This window comes from Acinetobacter sichuanensis, assembly GCF_003024515.2.
Lineage (GTDB): Bacteria > Pseudomonadota > Gammaproteobacteria > Pseudomonadales > Moraxellaceae > Acinetobacter > Acinetobacter sichuanensis.
In genome coordinates, this window is sequence record NZ_PYIX02000007.1 from 64644 (window position 1) to 82985 (window position 18342).

The 18342-nt window shown below is 36.1% G+C and carries 15 protein-coding genes and 1 tRNA gene; 6 read left to right on the top strand and 10 right to left on the bottom strand.

What is annotated here, in order from left to right; genetic code table 11:
- Window positions 1-75: 75 nt before the first annotated feature.
- On the top strand, window positions 76-690 hold the full coding sequence (locus tag C9E89_RS06660; protein WP_107007476.1) for a carbonic anhydrase: 615 nt from the start codon (window positions 76-78) through the stop codon (window positions 688-690).
- Between the two features lie 82 nt (window positions 691-772).
- On the opposite strand, the gene C9E89_RS06665 is transcribed toward C9E89_RS06660, so the two are convergent.
- From C9E89_RS06665 to C9E89_RS06680, 4 genes are all read right to left on the bottom strand, one after another.
- Window positions 773-2239, bottom strand: coding sequence for an outer membrane protein transport protein (locus C9E89_RS06665; RefSeq protein WP_107007477.1), 1467 nt, complete (start codon window positions 2237-2239; stop codon window positions 773-775).
- Between the two features lie 384 nt (window positions 2240-2623).
- A tRNA-Arg gene (locus tag C9E89_RS06670) sits at window positions 2624-2699 on the bottom strand.
- 169 nt (window positions 2700-2868) lie between these two features.
- Window positions 2869-4341, bottom strand: coding sequence for an outer membrane protein transport protein (locus C9E89_RS06675; protein WP_107007478.1), 1473 nt, complete (start codon window positions 4339-4341; stop codon window positions 2869-2871).
- A gap of 394 nt (window positions 4342-4735) precedes the next feature.
- Window positions 4736-6088: an amino acid permease gene (locus C9E89_RS06680; RefSeq protein ID WP_107007479.1), complete on the bottom strand. Its 1353-nt coding sequence runs from the start codon at window positions 6086-6088 to the stop codon at window positions 4736-4738.
- Between the two features lie 308 nt (window positions 6089-6396).
- Between C9E89_RS06680 and prpF the strand changes: the two genes are divergently transcribed.
- The 3 genes from prpF (at window position 6397) to C9E89_RS06695 (ending at window position 9980) form a co-directional block, all read left to right on the top strand.
- Window positions 6397-7584: a 2-methylaconitate cis-trans isomerase PrpF gene (gene prpF / locus C9E89_RS06685; RefSeq protein WP_107007480.1), complete on the top strand. Its 1188-nt coding sequence runs from the start codon at window positions 6397-6399 to the stop codon at window positions 7582-7584.
- A gap of 461 nt (window positions 7585-8045) precedes the next feature.
- On the top strand, window positions 8046-8858 hold the full coding sequence (locus tag C9E89_RS06690; protein WP_265935920.1) for a GGDEF domain-containing protein: 813 nt from the start codon (window positions 8046-8048) through the stop codon (window positions 8856-8858).
- Between the two features lie 180 nt (window positions 8859-9038).
- Complete coding sequence (locus tag C9E89_RS06695; RefSeq protein WP_407641418.1) at window positions 9039-9980, top strand: polyprenyl synthetase family protein; 942 nt, start codon at window positions 9039-9041, stop codon at window positions 9978-9980.
- A 76-nt stretch (window positions 9981-10056) separates the two neighbouring features.
- Here the strand turns inward: C9E89_RS06695 and C9E89_RS06700 are convergent, their stop codons facing one another.
- From C9E89_RS06700 to C9E89_RS06725, 6 genes are all read right to left on the bottom strand, one after another.
- Window positions 10057-10248, bottom strand: a complete 192-nt coding sequence (locus C9E89_RS06700) for a hypothetical protein (protein ID WP_107007481.1) — start codon at window positions 10246-10248, stop codon at window positions 10057-10059.
- 109 nt (window positions 10249-10357) lie between these two features.
- Window positions 10358-11854: a sodium/proline symporter PutP gene (gene putP / locus C9E89_RS06705; RefSeq protein WP_107007482.1), complete on the bottom strand. Its 1497-nt coding sequence runs from the start codon at window positions 11852-11854 to the stop codon at window positions 10358-10360.
- A gap of 157 nt (window positions 11855-12011) precedes the next feature.
- Window positions 12012-12866, bottom strand: coding sequence for an SPFH domain-containing protein (locus C9E89_RS06710; RefSeq protein WP_107007483.1), 855 nt, complete (start codon window positions 12864-12866; stop codon window positions 12012-12014).
- Window positions 12867-12892: 26 nt separating this feature from the next.
- Window positions 12893-13363: an NfeD family protein gene (locus tag C9E89_RS06715; RefSeq protein ID WP_107007484.1), complete on the bottom strand. Its 471-nt coding sequence runs from the start codon at window positions 13361-13363 to the stop codon at window positions 12893-12895.
- A gap of 137 nt (window positions 13364-13500) precedes the next feature.
- Window positions 13501-14421, bottom strand: coding sequence for a patatin-like phospholipase family protein (locus tag C9E89_RS06720; RefSeq protein WP_107007485.1), 921 nt, complete (start codon window positions 14419-14421; stop codon window positions 13501-13503).
- A gap of 66 nt (window positions 14422-14487) precedes the next feature.
- Complete coding sequence (locus C9E89_RS06725; RefSeq protein ID WP_107007486.1) at window positions 14488-15114, bottom strand: lysophospholipid acyltransferase family protein; 627 nt, start codon at window positions 15112-15114, stop codon at window positions 14488-14490.
- Between the two features lie 134 nt (window positions 15115-15248).
- Here C9E89_RS06725 and C9E89_RS06730 point away from each other — a divergent pair, with 134 nt between their 5' ends.
- Entirely contained in the window at window positions 15249-16538 is a 1290-nt protein-coding gene (locus C9E89_RS06730; RefSeq protein ID WP_107007525.1) for an MFS transporter, read from the top strand.
- A gap of 135 nt (window positions 16539-16673) precedes the next feature.
- The gene (locus C9E89_RS06735) at window positions 16674-18335 is read left to right on the top strand and encodes a phosphoethanolamine transferase (RefSeq protein WP_107007487.1); all 1662 of its coding nucleotides are present in this window, start codon (window positions 16674-16676) and stop codon (window positions 18333-18335) included.
- Window positions 18336-18342: the final 7 nt, after the last annotated feature.

Here is an 18342-nt window from a genome sequence, read left to right on the forward strand (position 1 = left end):
ATTTTTAGTCAGTGACATTCAAATTTGACAGTATTAAAATTCAATATCATCTCCACACAATGGAACAATACACACATGCTAACCGCTCAAGAAGCTTTAGAACGATTGAAACAAGGCAATGAACGCTTTGCACATGGTGAAACAAATCATAATAAGTTTTTGACACACCAACAGCGAACAGAGATGGTTGGAAGTCAGGAGCCATTTGCAATTATTTTAGGATGTTCAGACTCGCGTGTACCTGCGGAGATGGTATTTGATCAAGGTTTTGGTGATTTATTTGTGATCCGTGTAGCAGGGAACATTGTCGCACCATCACAAGTGGGTAGTGTCGAGTTTGCAGCAGACAGTTTTGGCTGTCCGTTGGTTGTGGTGTTAGGGCATAGTCATTGTGGCGCGATTCATTCTACAATTGAAGCATTAAAAAACCCAAATACACCGCCTTCAGCAAACTTAATGTCAATTGTTAACCGTGTGCGTCCTTCAGTTGAAATTTTAATGCAAACTGAATTAAAAGATGATTTGGAAAAATTGTCTATGCATGCAGTAAAATCAAATGTATTTGCTTCGGTGAATCAGTTACGTCATGGTTCGGCTGTATTAGAAAGTTTAATTGCTAAAGGTCAGCTCAAAGTGGTTGGTGCAGAATACTCACTTGAAACAGGTGAAGTGTCATTTTATGACTTTTAAATCATCATTTAAACGTTAAAAAATAATTGTAAGCTTTGATAAAAAATCCCACATGATGTGGGATTTTTTTAGATATAAATTTTTAGAATTTATAACCGATTTTTAAACCATAAGCGATGGCATTGTTATCACTGAAGTCTGCAACATAATCGCTACCACCTGCTTGTGCGCCAGTTTGTGCTTTAGCATCACCTAACCAGAAGTATTTTACGCCACCTGCAATGAAGTAATTTGCAGCAGGGCTATATTGAACACCCAAGCCAACGTTCCAATAACCTTCTGTTGGACCTAATGTTGATACTGGATTACCTGCACCTGAGTCCCAACCAACAGAAACGTTACCTGCCCATTGGTCATTCAGTTTACGACCTACACCTGCGTTAACAGACCATTGATCATCAGAGTATTCAACAAGGTTAAAGCCATTTGGACGATTGACTAATCCACCAATTGCTTGTGAAACTTGTCCAAATTTATGTGGCTGAATCGAGAAATTAGACCAATCAACCCAACGAATATTAGCAAAGGCAACAGTATTTTCCATAATACCTGTTTGCAAATCTAAGTTAACTGATTGAGGTGTCGTAATCTTAGTTTTACCTGAGCTTTTCATTGCAGCGATTTGTGCTTCAGTAACACCTAAGCCTGCAAGAACAGCAGGATTACGATCTAATGCCGCTTCTACAGATAAACTTTCTGTAGCATCAACATCATGTTCAATTTCAGAACGATAAGTGACAGATGCTTTTAACGCAATTTCTGGAATTTGGTATGCAGCACCTGCTAACCAGCCTACATCACCTGTTTCTTTAATTTCAGCATCGTAGCCATTATATAGGCTATATGCTGTACCACGTAAACTTACACTTCCTTTAATCGTCTGATAAACACCGCCTGCATAGAAGTTTAAATTTTTAATGGGTTGAAAACCAAAAATCATAGAAAGATTTTGAGTATCAACTTCAACTTTAGTATTTCCTTGACCTAAGTTTGCATTTGCATCTGCTAAGCCTTTACCTAAAGCAACCAGAGGTTCGCTTGCTTTATTTAATACAGCTTTTGTTGCAGCTTCTTGGCTTAAACCTTGTTTCATTAAGCCACCAATAGCAGCAGCAGCTTCAGGAGATTTCATAAAAGCTTCAACTTTAGCTTTACCAGCAGCAGCAAGAGCATCTAGTTTTGCTTGTGGTAAAACAGTATCTGCTGCTGAAGAAACAAAAACATTTTCGCCATGGTATTTTGCATCAGCACCAAAAGGTTGGTCGTAAAGTAGACCAAATGATATTTTGTCAGTGAGCTGTAATTTAAGAGCTGCAGAAGGGAAGTAGTAGTCTTCACCCATGTCATCAATATTACGGCGAGTTTCACTTGTTCCTGCTTCACGTCCTTCTACAGTTGGATCTAGAACAGAAAGACCAGCCTCAAAATAGTTATCTGGTTGTAAAAATGCAGAAATCGATTGACCAGATCGATCTAATGCAGCAGCAAAAACAGGGGTTGCTGGTAAGGTTGCAAATAACATTGCAGTTGTTAACGCTTTTACTTTCATTTTCGCTTTTTCCCTAGACCGTAAAATGAATAACTTGAAGCATTTGTAAATAAAAAATTAGAATATTTATGATTTACAAATAATGTTCGAAATTTACTTCTTTTTACAAAATAACATATAAAAAATAAGAGTAAATACTCTAAGAATTGAAAATATAAAAAAAGTGTAAACGCTGTAGTTTATTATTTGTACTGGAATTATTTAATTTAAAATGAATCAAATGTTTAGATGTTTTTTATTGATTGAAAATTCAAATGAATGATTTAATGTCTATTGCATAAGAACTAGACTTTTAAATGCATTAGAAAACGTTAAAAATAAAAGATTAAACATAATGGAGAAAAGATTTTGTTGTGATGATTAATTTTTTGATAGGGGTTGTAATGGTACGCTCTGCGGGACTCGAACCCACGTCGGTCGCTTAGGAGGCAACTGCTCTATCCGGTTAAGCTAAGGGCGTCTAAAGTTCAGTGATTAATGTAATATAATTATATTTAAATATAAAGTTGAATTTTATATATAAATTAAGTATTAAATAAAATTTATTTTAAAAATAACTAACCTCTTTAAAGCATAATATAAATTAAAATAATCATACTGACTTTAAAGAGGTTTTAGATTATAAAAAATTAAAATTTATAACCAATTTTTAAACCATAAGCGATTGCATTATTATCACTAAAATCTGCTACATAATCATTGCCCGCATTTTGAGAGGATACTTGACCTTTTGCATCTCCAAGCCAAAAGTATTTTACTCCTCCAGCAATAAAGTAGTTCGGTGCTGGACTAAACTGTAAGCCCACGCCCACATTCCAATAACCTTCTGTTGGACCAAGTGCAGTGACAGGATTACCTGCACCAGAGTCCCATCCAGCAGAAACATTACCTGACCATTGTTCATTGAGTTTGCGACCAACACCGACAGTTGCATTCCATTGGTCTTTAGAGTATTGCAATAAATTAAAGCCACCTGGACGATTAATTGAAGGAAGTTGTCCTACAACCTCTGAAACCATGCCAAATTTAACAGGGCGCAGTTCAAAATCTTTCCAATTTACCCAACGAATATTTGCAAATGCGACAGTATCTTTCATCACACCTGATTGTAAGTCGATATTGACAGACTGTGGCGTACTAATTTTGGTATCGCCTGTTGCTGTAGCGATTTGTGTAGCGGCAGCAGCAGCTTGTTCACCGAGTAAACCGAGTGCGGATATAGTTGGTAAATTTTCTTGTGTTTCAATATCATGATCAACTTTGGAGCGATACGTCACAGATGCTTTTAGTGCAATTTCAGGAATCTGATATGCTGCACCAACGAGCCAACCATAACCATCTGTTTCTTTTAGGGTTGCATCATAACCATTATAAACGCTAGTCGCTTGCCCACGAAGGCTGACCTGTCCTTTAATCGTTTGGTAAACACCACCTGCATAAAAGTTTAAATTTTTATTGGGTTGAAAACCAAAAATCATAGCGAGGTTGTTAGAGTCAACTTCAGCACGAGTTGCACCTTGTCCTACTAGACCATTGACTTGGGCAATGCCTGCATCAACCTGCGCAGCAACATTGGCATCAATAAGATCTTTGGTATTGCCCAAAGGTGTTGGTGTATTATTGTTATACATGCCTTGTGCTTGAGCAACTGAAAAGCCTGCTTTTTGTGCAAATGCTTCAATAGCTAAGGGTGTACTACTCGCAATTTTGGAGCTACGTAGCGCACTCATTGTTGCTGAAGATAAAATAGTCGTGTTTGCATCTGTTACAAAAACATTACTGCCAGTGTATTGAACATCTGCACCAAAGGGCTGATCGTATAAAAGACCAAATGATATATGATCGGTGACTTGAAGCTTTAGGGCTGCTGAGGGAAAGTAATAGTCATTGCCCATATCCTCAATATTTCGATGCGTTTCACTTGTGCCAGCATCTCGTCCTTCAACGGTTGGGTCTAATACAGAAAGACCTGCTTCGAAATAATTATTGGGCTGTAAAAATGCTGAAATAGATTGTCCAGAGCGATCCATTGCGGCAGCAAATACACTGCTAGTCGGTAATAAACTGAGTAAAACAGCTGAGTAAAGAGCATTTATCTTCATCGACCTATTCCTTGATATTATTTTAAATTTCTTTTCTTTTGCTTTTTGTACAGGTCTTAATAGAATTGTTTTGATTAATCACTGCACTTTTTGAAGATAGCATGTTTCTAAATAAGCACAATATATTTTTTGGCAGAAGTGACAGGCTTATTTGTCAAAATAATCAATAAATTAAGTGAATGTGCATTTTTTAAAAATAATTGAAATAATAAGAAAAATGATATTTTTCATAATATTAGGTCATATTTTAATCAAAAAAAGAGATATTGGTCATGATCCAATATCTCTTTTTAGTCGGTCTATCAAGCTTTTGATATGAGTATTGTCTGTATTTTTGATTGATTATTACAGCAATATATTTTTTCCAAAACTTTGATTCAGTACCAATATTTTTCTATTGTTGTCGATTTAACATTTTATATAGCCCAAACATCAGTACAATCCATATAGGAATCATTAAAACTGATTCTTTAAAGCCTTGAGTCCACATAATGTAAAGCACAGTTGCAATAAAAATCAGCACCAGATAATTACTAATTGGTGCCCAAAGTGCAGGAAATTTAGTTTTTGTTCCTTCACGTTGCATTGCTTGTTTGAACTTTAAGTGCGTTAAGCTGATCATTGCCCAGTTTAAAACCAGTGCGCCTACAACAATATAAATTAAATGGCTAAGTGCTTCTTCAGGTGCTTTATAATTTAAAATCACACAACCAAAAATTAACAAAGCGGACATCAAAACCGCAGCAATTGGTACACCTTGCTTATTCACTTTCAATAAAAACTTAGGCGCATTACCTTGTAAGGCTAAACCGTAAAGCATACGACTGTTGGCATACATTCCGCTGTTATAAACTGAAAGTGCAGCAGATAAAATGATGAAATTAACAAGGTTTGCAGCCCAACCGATCCCGATCAGTGTAAAGACCATAACAAATGGGCTTTTATCTAAACTACCACCATCAAATAAATTCCAAGGCACCAACGACAATAAAATAATGATTGAACCAATATAGAAAATAAGAATACGTGGAATAATTTGGTTAATTGCTTTAGGAATTGTTTTTTCTGGATCTTTTGCTTCTGCTGCTGCCATACCAATTAATTCGATACCGCCAAAGGCAAACATAAGAAAGGCAAGCATATAAAATAAGCCTTCAAAACCATGTGGAAAAAATCCACCATGTTCCCAAAGATTACTAAAACTATAGCCTGCTGTTGGATCTGCGGTAAAAATCAAATAAATACCGAAAATAATCATCGCAATAATGGCTGTAACTTTAATAATAGAAAGCCAAAATTCTGATTCACCATAAAACTTAACATTTGCTAAGTTAATTGCAGTAATCGCAACGAAAAAGACTAAAACAGTGACCCACGCAGGAATGTGAGGCCACCAATAGTTAATATATTTTGCAGCAGCAGTTAACTCTGACATTGCCACCAAAATATATAAAATCCAATAATTCCAACCTGCTAAGAAACCTGCAAATTTACCCCAATATTTATTGGCAAAATGGCTAAAAGAACCCGCAACAGGTTCATGTACAATCATTTCACCTAATTGGCGCATGATTAAAAATGCAATTAAACCACCAATGGCATAACCTAAAATGATCGATGGTCCAGCAGATTGTATGACTTGAGCGGAACCTAAGAATAAGCCAGTACCAATTGCACCACCCATAGCGATGAGTTGGATATGACGGTTCTTTAAGCCACGCTGAAGGGTAGTTGACTCTTTATTCAAAATGATCAGCCCAACAATGGAGAAGAAAACAGATTGTAATTCATTGATTTGAGATATCCTAGTATCCCCAGTTCATCTCTGATTGTTTAGAATATGTATACTTTATTATTATTGTGAAAATTTATGTAAAATCAAAGAAATACTTTTTTGGGCTGATATGAAAAATTCTTATTTATTTTCTTTGGGTTATTATATTTTTAGACTTAAGTCATGTAATGAATGATTTTTATTGAAAAAACAGAGTAATATAAAATTGAACTACGATTCAATATTTGCAACAACAACGATAAGCTGAAGGAATAAGACCAATGAGTTTTGCACCGCAAATTAAAATACCTGCAACTTACATGCGTGGTGGTACGAGTAAAGGTGTTTTTTTTAAACTTGATGATTTACCTGAACGTGCACAAAGTGCAGGTCAAGCACGTGATCAATTGTTATTACGTGTGATTGGTAGCCCAGATCCGTATGCAAAACAAATTGATGGAATGGGTGGCGCAACTTCAAGTACCAGTAAAACAGTGATTTTGTCTAAAAGTCAGCAAGCAGAACATGATGTGGATTATCTGTTTGGACAAGTTTCAATTGATAAAGCATTTGTCGATTGGAGTGGTAATTGTGGCAACTTGACAGCAGCAGTAGGCTCTTTTGCAATTAGTAATGGTTTAGTCGAAGCATCACGTATTCCTGAAAATGGCATTTGTACTGTGCGTATTTGGCAAGCCAATATTCAAAAAACGATTATTGCTCATGTACCTATAAGCAATGGTCAAGTGCAAGAAACAGGAGATTTTGAACTTGATGGCGTCACTTTTCCTGCTGCTGAAGTTCAAATTGAATTTTTAGACCCTGCGGATGATGGCGAAGAGGGTGGCGCAATGTTTCCAACAGGAAATGTTGTAGATACTTTGGAAGTGCCTGAAGTTGGTACTTTTCAAGTTACTTTGATCAATGCAGGCATTCCAACAATCTTTTTAAATGCTGAAGAGATTGGTTATCAAGGTACAGAGCTGCAAGAAGCAATAAATAGTGATACAGCAGCGTTGGCACGTTTTGAGAAAATTCGTGCATATGGTGCAGTAAAAATGGGCTTAATCTCAGATGTAAGTGAAGCTGCAAATCGTCAGCATACACCTAAAGTGGCTTTTGTTGCTCAGCCAAAAACTTATACTTCTTCAAGTGGTAAGGTTGTTACAGAGGCAGATACAGATCTTTTGGTTCGTGCTTTATCAATGGGTAAGCTACATCATGCCATGATGGGAACCGCAGCCGTTGCAATTGGAACTGCGGCAGCAATTCCTGATACTTTAGTGAATTTAGCTGCTGGTGGTGGTGAGCGTGAAGCTGTACGCTTTGGGCATCCATCAGGAACTTTACGTGTCGGTGCACAAGCATTACAAGAAAATGGTCAATGGGTAGTAAAAAAAGCGATCATGAGTCGTAGTGCACGTGTGTTGATGGAAGGTTGGGTGCGTATCCCTGCTGATAGCTTCTAAATTTTAAAATCACTTTTAAATTATTTATCATGAATGAGATCTCTAATTGTTATCATGCAGTTAGGGATTTTTCATTTTAATATAAAAGATGATAGTGATTATTTTTTAATCTTTTCTTAAATTAGATATATTTTTAAAGTATAAAAAATTATAATGAGCCGCATTCAAAATCACATGACTTTTCAGAAAGATATTTAAAGCTATTTCTTACGCATTTTTTTGTGCTTTAAGTCAAGATCATAGAAGACCAATAGGCATGCAACGAAGTCTAATGTATTTGAATATAAATAGAGAATAGTTGGATGAATCCTCATACTGAAGGGGTAATGTATGGAACACGAACAACCACAGATTAATCAGATTTTGTCTGATATTGATTTTATACAAGCTTTAAAAAATCTAGAAAAATTGATTTAGTTTCGTTTATTTCAAGATTACCTTTACCGATCGCAATTTTAGAAATGGATTCGCGTTTAATTGGTGTAAATCAGCAATTTGCAGATATTTTCCAAAGTGATGCATTATATTTAAGTGGCAAATTGCTGAATAATTTTTCGAATATTATTTATTCGCATTTCATCGCGGCGATTGAAAAATTTCAAGATGGTGAAGAACAAGCAAATTTTGAGTTTTATTCTAAAGGACATTTTTATTTATCTTATTTTAAGATATTGCATGATATTGAACAAAATATTAATGCAGTGATTTTAATTTGTGCCGATGTCACGCGTTTAAAGCGCCGTGAAAAAGTTTTAATTTTAAATAATCAAAAGTTACATGATCATTTATTTATTGATGATCTTACAGGTTTGCCAAATAAAATGGCTTTTGATCGTTTTATTCAAGAAAAAGTTGTAAAAAATAAGCAAACTTTATATGCATTTATGAAAATTGATTTAGATCATTTTAAAAAGTTTAATCAAGTGCATAGTTATACCTATGGTGATGAAATTTTAACGGAAATTGGACGGTTATTAAATGATGAGTTAAACGCAGATTATGCACATATATTTCGTTTAAATTCAGCAAGTTTTGTAATCGTTGTACAGGGAATGACACCGTGGGCTGTATTAACTTTAGCAGAGCGTTTAAAAATTAAAATTATGCAGGAAAATATCGTTTTAGATACATTAAAAAACGAAATTTTAACAGCTTCAATCGGCATTTATCATCTGAGTGCTGAACAAGATCATGATATTTTACAACAGTTAGATCTTGCTGTGCGTCAGGCAAAAGCACAAGGTCAAAACTCGATTCATGTTTTAAGTACATAAGTGAAATAGGTTAACTAAAATAACCATAAATAGATTTGAAGATGATCAATCTAAAGCCTAAGAATGCGTTGCATCTTTATACGATAAAAGCGCAGAAACATAACAAGAGGAATTGTTTTGAAATAGATGTCTAGTCAGGCATTTCAGGGTAGAATGAGCAAGGCTAAAATATTGAGTTAAATGACTCACCATTTGAATTTCGAGGCAAAAGTGACCGCAATTTCTAATGTGAATGCAGATGTATTAAAGCAAGCGCAACAGCGTATTCAGCAGGATTTACAAACAGCATTAGAGGCTTTTTCTCTTCCTGAACCTTTAAAGTCGGCAGTACATCATGCTGTAATGTTAGGCGGGAAGCGTGTTCGTCCTGCTCTATGTTATGCAACTTCACAATTACAGGAAAATAATCCTAACTTTGCAGCAGTGCGCCGTGCGGCTATTGCGATTGAATTAATACATTGTTATTCGTTGGCACATGATGATTTGCCTTGTATGGATAATGATTTATTACGTCGAGGACAACCGACATGTCATGCTGCTTTTGGTGAGGATACCGCTTTATTGGCGGGTGATATTTTACAATCAATGGCTTTTGAGGTGTTGGGAAGCCGATTATTTGATCAGATTCAAGCAGTGGATGCTGAAATTGTATTAAAGCAAATGCAAATTTTAGCGACAGCATCTTCAAAAATGGTTTGTGGTCAAGTCCTTGATTTACAGGCTGAAGGTAAGCATGTAGATCAGGCTCAGCTAGAAAATATTCATCGTAATAAAACAGGTGCTTTAATTCAGGCAGCAATTATGATGGCTGCAGTTACTATTTTTAAAGGTACAGATCAGGCAATTCCTCAATTAAGACAATTTGGGCAAAGCATAGGTCTTGCATTTCAGGTGCAAGATGACATTTTGGACATCATTTCAGATACTGAGTCTTTAGGAAAAACAGCAGGTAAAGATGAACAAGTTGATAAATCAACATATCCTGCATTAATGGGTTTGGAACAAGCAAAAATCTATGCTCAGAGTCTGCATAATCAAGCCTTTGAAGCACTTTCTTATTTTGGTGAAAATGCCTTAGAGCTCAATCAAATTTCTCAATTTTTGCTTTCACGTAAAAGTTAAAGCTGAGTTTTAATTTAAAAAAGTTGAAATCTAAAACCGATTTAGATTTCAACTTTTATTTTTTCTAAGACTCGATTTATTTGTGATTTTCTATAAAACTCGTCAATGTTTGATAACATGATGCAGCATCTAAGTGTTTAACAGTCTGGACAATTTTTTGAATTTCTCCCTTTGTCCATTGTTCTTTTTTTGCAATAAAAACGAAAGAAGCAAGCCAAATAAAAGGTGGGTCTTGTGGTCTAAGATATAAATGTTTAAGTTTTTTCAATTTTATTTTCCAACGTATGTTTATGATTATATTTTAAGAAATTCAAGTTGTTTGAATTAAAAATAGGGCTCTTTTGAACCCTATTTTCAATAACTTATAGAATACGCTTTTATTTTGATTCTTGGTAGAGTTGATCTGCTTTTTCAAAACGCTCAATAATTGCAGTATTTGGTTTTTTACTCGCTAAACTCACCACAATAATGGCAATCATAGAAGCCATAAAGCCCGGAATAATCGAATAAAGATCTGTCTGAATGAGTTGAGGAACAGTGACCCAAAGAATCACAACCACAGCACCCACGACCATACCCGCAATTGCACCTGACAACGTCATACGTTTCCAGAACAAAGATAAAATAATCAGTGGACCAAACGCTGCACCAAAGCCTGCCCAAGCATTTGCAACTAAGCCCAAAACTTCTGAATCAGGATCATGTGCCAGTACAATCGCTAAAATTGCGATCAGTAAAACCATTAATCGACCGATCCAAACCAACTCTTTTTGTGAGGCATTTTTACGAATAAAAGCTTTATAAAAATCTTCAGTCAAAGTGCTTGAGCAGACCAACAACTGACAGCTTAATGTACTCATAACAGCAGCCAAAATTGCAGCAAGTACAATACCTGCAATCCATGGATTAAATAAAATCTTGGTTAATTCTATAAAAATCGTTTCATGATTTGCTGTTACATTGCTCGCTAATTCTGGATTTAAATAGAAGAATGCAATACCAAAGAAGCCTGCTGTAACTGCACCACCTAAACAGAGAATCATCCAACTCATTCCGATACGACGTGCATTTGGAATAGATTTTACTGAGTCAATTGCCATAAAGCGCACAAGAATATGCGGTTGACCAAAATAGCCTAAACCCCAAGCCAAAGATGACAACACAGCAACTGTACTTAAATTGGTAAATAAATCTAGAGCTTGTGGGCGAGCAGCTTCAAGTGCCATAGTGACATGTGATAAATCACCAATGCTCAAAATGGTAACGATAGGGGTCAGTAATAAAGCAAAAATCATCAAAGTTGCTTGAATGGTATCTGTCCAACTGACTGCTAAGAAGCCACCAATAAATACATAACTGATGGTCGCAATCGCACTAATCCAAAGGGCATTATTGTATGACATGTCAAACATACCTTCGAAAAGACGAGCACCTGCTACCATGCCAGAAGCACAATAAACTGCAAAGAAAATCAGAATGACCATTGCTGAAATGATACGTAAGACTTTTTTGCGATCATCAAAGCGATTTGAAAAATAATCAGGTAAGGTTAACGCATTGTTTTGTATTTCAGTATGTACACGTAAACGACCTGCCACCAACAGCCAGTTGAGCCATGCACCGATGATGAGACCAACAGCGATCCAGATTTTGGATAAACCAAATAAGTAAATCGCGCCTGGTAAGCCCATGAGTAACCAGCCACTCATATCAGATGCACCTGCCGATAAGGCAGTGACGAAACTTCCTAAACGACGTCCACCTAAAATATAGTCAGAAAAATCTTGAGTTGCTCGGTAAGCCATTAAGCCAATAACCAACATGGCGACTATATAAAAAATAAAGGTAATTAAGGTAGGGTCTAGGGAGCTCATACGCAATCCAAGTGTATGGTGGACAACAATTGAAATGATTAAATTTCAAAAATAACGTGAAATTTAAGCATAAATTCACAATTTTTGCTGACTATTTATTGTGCAAAATAAAAATAGGTCATTTGAAAATGACCTATTTATTTGAAAATTATATAAATTATTGATTTCGACCCATAACGCCACGAATCGTATTTAGGATATCAGCAGGCAAGACAACAGTTTTGGCATTGTTAGATTTTGCCATGTCTTGCATGGCTTTCACATATTGTTCACCCAATAAATATGCGACAGGAATTTCTTTATCTCCAACTGCACTGGTCACCATTTCGATGGCTTTTTGTGATGCTTCAGCTAAGACCACTTGGGCTTCTGCATCACGACGAGACGCTTCTAAGCGACCATCTGCCTCTAAAATAGCAGCTTGTTTTTCACCATCTGCTTTGGTCACTGTAGCACGGCGTTGGCGCTCGGCTGCGGCTTGTGCTTCCATTGCTGATTGCATGGTTGGTGAAGGCTGAATATCTTGAATTTCAACAGTTTTTAGCGTAATACCCCAGTCGGAAATGTCATCTGAAATCGCTGCTTTTAGCTTTGCTTTAATATGGTCACGTGAAGATAATGCATCATCTAAATCCATTTCTCCCACGATAGAACGTAGTGAGGTTTGTACAAGGTTTTGAATCGCCCATGTATAATTCTCAATACCATAAACTGCTTTTTCGGGAGTAGTAATATTAATATAGGCGACAGCATTCATTAAAAGTACAGCATTGTCACGTGTAATCACTTCTTGGGAGGGAATATCTAAGACTATATCTTTGGTGGTAATTTTATAAGCAACTTCATCCACATAAGGAATGATAAAATTGAGCCCAGGATTTAGAGTACTATCATATTTTCCTAAACGCTGCACAATCCATTTATAACCTTGGGGAACAATACGTACACCTTTAAAAATAGTGACACCAACAAAAACTAAGAGTGCTAATACAATAATTGAAGCAACTGACATTTTTTATTCCTCATTTTTAAAAATCATTATAAAGATGATGTGCTTTGATGGGGCTGAATGACTAAATCATTACCCAAAATATCAATGACACGAACCCGATCACCTACAGCAACAGGAGAAAGTGTTCGACAGTTCCATTCATCAGCACCTAAAACAGGCATAGGAAAACGAACTTTGACTTGATCATGTGCTAAGTTGATTTGAATCACCATGCCAACTTGACCAATTGTGGCTTCACGCGGTAAACCCGCTTTAGTTTTATCAATGGAAAGCGGTTTAATGAATTTAAACCAAAGTACGGTGCATGTGATTGAAAAAATAATCCAAAGAATGACTTGGGTTGAAAAAGATAAGGATGGAAAAAGCCAAGAAAATACGGCAACAAGCATAGCTGCAATACCAAATAACAGAGCAGCAAAAGAAGGTAAAATGAGCTCAGCAATCATGAGCAAAACGCCCAACACTAACCAGTGCCAAGGTTCTATAATAAAATTCATACATCTACTCGAATTGTGATCATTGATATAGATGACGGATCATCTATATCAATGTAACAGATCAAAACTAGATTGAGTATTAAAAAATCAGTTTATTTGAGTAGATGTATTACATCAAATTTTCAGCTTGAGCAAAATTAAATTGCTGCTTTGGGTGCAGGTTTAAAAGCTGCTGGAGATTTTTTGAAATTGTTAATCGCAGCTTGAATGGCAGTGATCTTCAATTGTGCTGCTTTTTCACCTTCTAAAATGGCTTGATTACTTGCTTTTAAATCTAAAGTACCTAAATGCCCAACTTTAGGTTGAATCACAATGTTGGCTTGTGAAAGTTCAGAGTTAATACTTTGTTGCCCCATAATATTGATGGTTTGGTCGAGTAAACCCCACATATTGATCGGTTGGCTGCCTGAAGGGCGTGCGGAAATATCAACAGCAATGACGATATCAGCCCCCATATTTTTGGCTGTTTGCACAGGAATAGGGCTGACTAAGCCACCATCTACATATTGAGTTTTACCAATGGTCGTAGGTACAAAAACATTGGGAATACTACAAGAAGCACGTACAGCTTGACCTGCATTACCTTTAATAAACTCAGCTTTTTTGCCGTTATCTAAACGTGTTGCAACCGCAGCAAAGCGGATTGGAAATTTTTCAATTGGTTTATTACTCACATTACTATTGACATAGTTTTGGAGTTTTTCACCTAATACAATCCCTTGTCTGTTTAAGGTTAAATCACGAAGATCTGACTCTTTAAGCTGTTGAGCAATTTGTTGCATTTGATAAGGTGTTTTACCGCTTGCATAAATACTACCAACAAAGCTGCCTGCACTTGTACCTGTCACAATTTTAGGTTTAATTCCATGCGATTCGAGCACTTTAATCACACCAATATGCGCAAAACCTTTAGCACCGCCGCCGCCAAGTGCAAGGGCAATGATAGGTTCACGTGCTTGAATTGTTGTAGAGGTTTTGGGTGGTGTTTGTGTCGTTTTATCACAACCAACAAGGGCTAAACCCATTAAACCAATCAGACCGAAATGTTTCACTTGCATGGTACTTGTCTATTCATCAATGAGGCAAAATATGGGCATCATCTGAACAGATTACGCCGCTATTTTCTAGCGCTTTTTAAACAGTTTTTGTAACGGTTTTGCCAGACGCTCAGGGTTTTTAGGTGAAAAATTACCTTCATAATACTGAAAAATACATGCTAAATCGGCTTCATAATCTCCGCTTGGGTGTAATACACCTAAACAACGAATCACTTTATGGTCATAATCTAAAGCAAACATTACAATTGGAATGTGTGCACCTACTGCGATGTGGTAAAAACCACTTTTTATTTTTTCAGCTTTGTTACGCGTGCCTTCAGGTGCTATTGCTATCCAAATTTTTTCAGTATGTTGTATCACCTTAACGATTTGCTCGGTGAGACCATGCGGCGAGTCACGTTGTACAGGAATGACACCAATCCATTTAAAAATACGGTCAAAAGGGGGCTTAAATAAGCTATCTTTTCCAAAAATAGTGACACGCAAGCCAATGCCAAGCATGGCTAAAAAAGCATATAAACCATCAAAGTTTGAGGTATGTGGTGACACAATCGCAACTGCTTTAGGCAAATTTGGAAATTCGCCCTCAAAGCGCCAACCTTGTGCAAGATATAGTTTTCTAAATAAAGCTCTACTTTTTTTGGTTCCTCGTTGGGGAACTTGATCGGGTAGTTCTGGAAAATGTAATGTCATTGTTTTTACATCAAGCTAAAACTATTTGTAAATATTAAACTTTCAAGTAAAAGATTACATGGATAAATTGTAATAATTGGTCAATATAAGCGTGTTGGAGCGCAGCTCAGGTGTATGAAAAGGTCAATCTTAATATAGCAAAAGCATCACATTTATATGTTTTGCTCTTTTCTTTGTATTGGGCACAAGGTTTACCTGTGGGTTTTATGACGCATGCACTGCCTGTGATTTTACGTGCGCAAGGCGTGTCATTAGCACATATCGGTGGCTTTGGTTTATTGATGGCACCTTGGGCAATCAAAGTTTTATGGGCATCTTGGGTTGACCGTTTTGGGGGATCAGCTTGGGGGCATTATCGAAGTTGGATTGTACCTAGCCAGCTTTTGATTGTGATGATCTTAATCATTTTGTCCTTTTTACCCATTCAAGCACTCAATCAGCCGATGTATTTGTTTGGGTTCTTTATTGCTTTGTTACTCATGAATGGCATTGGTGCCACACAAGATATTGCAACAGATGCTTTGGTAGTCAATATTTTAAAAGGAGAGCAACAACACTGGGGCAATATGTTTCAGGTTGTAGGTTCTCGACTGGGTTTTATTGTTGGTGGTGGGGCAATTTTATGGGCACTTGATCGTTTGACATGGCAAACGACATTTTGGGTTTTGGCAGGTATTGTATTACTGAATATTTTTCCTATTTTATTTTATAAAGAGCCTATTCATCAGATCAATTTTGAAAAAACCAGCAAAAATGACAAGCTCATTCCGCATGACGTATTACCCAAACTAAAAGCATATTTGCATTATTTTGTTCAAAGTAAAATGATGTTGTATTGGTTGATTGTGCTTTGCAGTATAAAAATTACAGATGGCTTAATGGGACCCATAACGAAACCTTTATTGGTTGACTTGGGGCTATCTTATGCACAAATAGGTATTTATATCACCATGCTTGGTGCTGTAGCTGCGTTAGGTGGTGCTGCTATAGCAAGTGTATTTTTACACTATTTTTCTCGTGCTCAGGCTTTAATTATCTTTTCACTTTTAAAGTTATTGAGTCTTTTCGGTTATGTCGCTTTGGCATATCAATTTGAATATCAACAGCAGATCAATACGCATTTGATTTATTTGATCAATGCCTTAGAAGACATGTTTTCTGCAATGCTATTGGTCGTTATTTTAACTTTAGTGATGCAATATAGTCGTAAAAGCCATGCAGGGACTGACTTTACATTTCAAGTATCAATCATGGCATTGGTGAGTGGGTTGTTATATAGCCTAAGTGGTATTTTGGGCGATGCTTTAGGTTATTTCCATTATTTAGTGGTAATTTTGGCGATCGGTTTGGTTAGTTTTATACCATTAATATTATGGTATCGTATTTTTTTAACTCAAGAAAAGATGAAAATTAAACCAATGTAATAAAATGGCATCTAGAAAAATTGATTTTTTTCATGGTATTAAAGTGTTTTCTTAAAGCCAATTCAGTTTAAATTAAGTGATTCTTAAGGTTCATTTTTTAAAGTAAAGCATCTTTTATGAGTTGATCAGACCGAGATGTTAGGCTTTATTCAGAAAATTACAGATAAAAAAAGAACAGTTTCTCTTACAGTATTTAGTTTATTAATGGCTGTGTGGCTGGGTGTATGTTTAAATTTTGCATTTTATCAACAAATTCATCGGTTAACGCCTTATCAAGGCTTTAAATCTTATGTTTTTTTAGCAGCAACAGCCTGTATTTTAGTTGCATTATATAACTTAATTTTACAAATTTTTGCATGGAAATGGACGCAGAAAGTCATCACGATAGTGTTGCTTTTTGTAGGCGGATTTAGTGCATATTTTGTGAATTCTTTAGGTGTAGTGATTTCACCTGATCAAGTCCAAAATATGATGCAAACGGATCCTGCTGAGGTTCGTGATTTGATCTCATTACGTTTTATATTATGGGTTTTTGCTTTTGTTGTTTTGCCAATCGCTTTTGTGTTGTGGATACAGATCGGTACAGAATCATGGTCTAAAGTTATCTTAAAAAAAGTGGCGAGTGCTTTTGCATCTATAGCTGTAATTGGTTGCTTTTTGTTTATTTATTATGTCGATTTTGCAGCTATTTTCCGCGAGCATCGTGATTTAAAAGGGATGATTTCTCCGCAAAATGTCTTTGCTGCAACCAGTTCTTATTTTCATAAAAGAGCACCTAAACAAAATTTACCTTTGATTCATTATGGTGAAGATGCTCATTTAGTTGAAGATACTTCAACACAACGCCATCCTAAACTTATGGTGTTGGTTGTGGGTGAAACGGCACGTGCTGAAAGTTTTTCTTTAAATGGTTACGCTAAAAATACCAATCCAAATTTATCAAAACAGACAGGAATTTTAAACTATAGCCAAGTGAGCTCATGTGGCACAGCGACAGCAGTTTCTGTCCCATGTATGTTCTCTGGTATGCCAAGAAAGGAATATGATGAGCAATTGGCAAGTCATCGTGAAGGTATGTTAGATATCGCGCAACGTGCAGGTTATAAAGTAACGTGGATTGATAATAATTCAGGGTGTAAGGGCACATGTAATCGTGTAGAGCAGTACAAAATTCCTGAAAACTTAAAACAAAAATGGTGTAAAGATGAGGAGTGTTTAGATGGTATTTTGGTTGATAGTTTAAAACAATATTTATCTGAAATTCCAAAAGATGATAAAACACCACGTTTAATTGTATTGCATCAAATGGGCAGTCATGGTCCTGCGTATTACAAACGAGCATCAGCGCAGTATCAAAAATTTAAGCCTACTTGTGATACAAATGCGATTCAAGGATGTACACGTGAAGAATTATTAAACAGTTATGATAATACGATTGTGTATACTGATGATGTACTGAATCAAGTGATTGAATTATTGAAAACCCAAACACAATATCGTACTGGTTTTTGGTATCTCTCTGATCATGGTGAGTCGACAGGTGAACACGGAATGTATTTACATGGCGCGCCCTATGCAATTGCACCAACACAGCAAACACATGTACCTATGATTCTTTGGTTTTCAGATGATTGGAAAAAATCTCATGCTCAACAAATTGAGTGTTTAGCGGCACAAAAAAATAAATCTCTAAGTCAGGATAATTTATTTCCAAGTGTCTTAAGTTTGTTAGATGTGAAAATCCAAGTGATTAACCAAAAGAACAATATGCTCAGTCAATGCGCTGTACGTAGCTAAAGGAAAT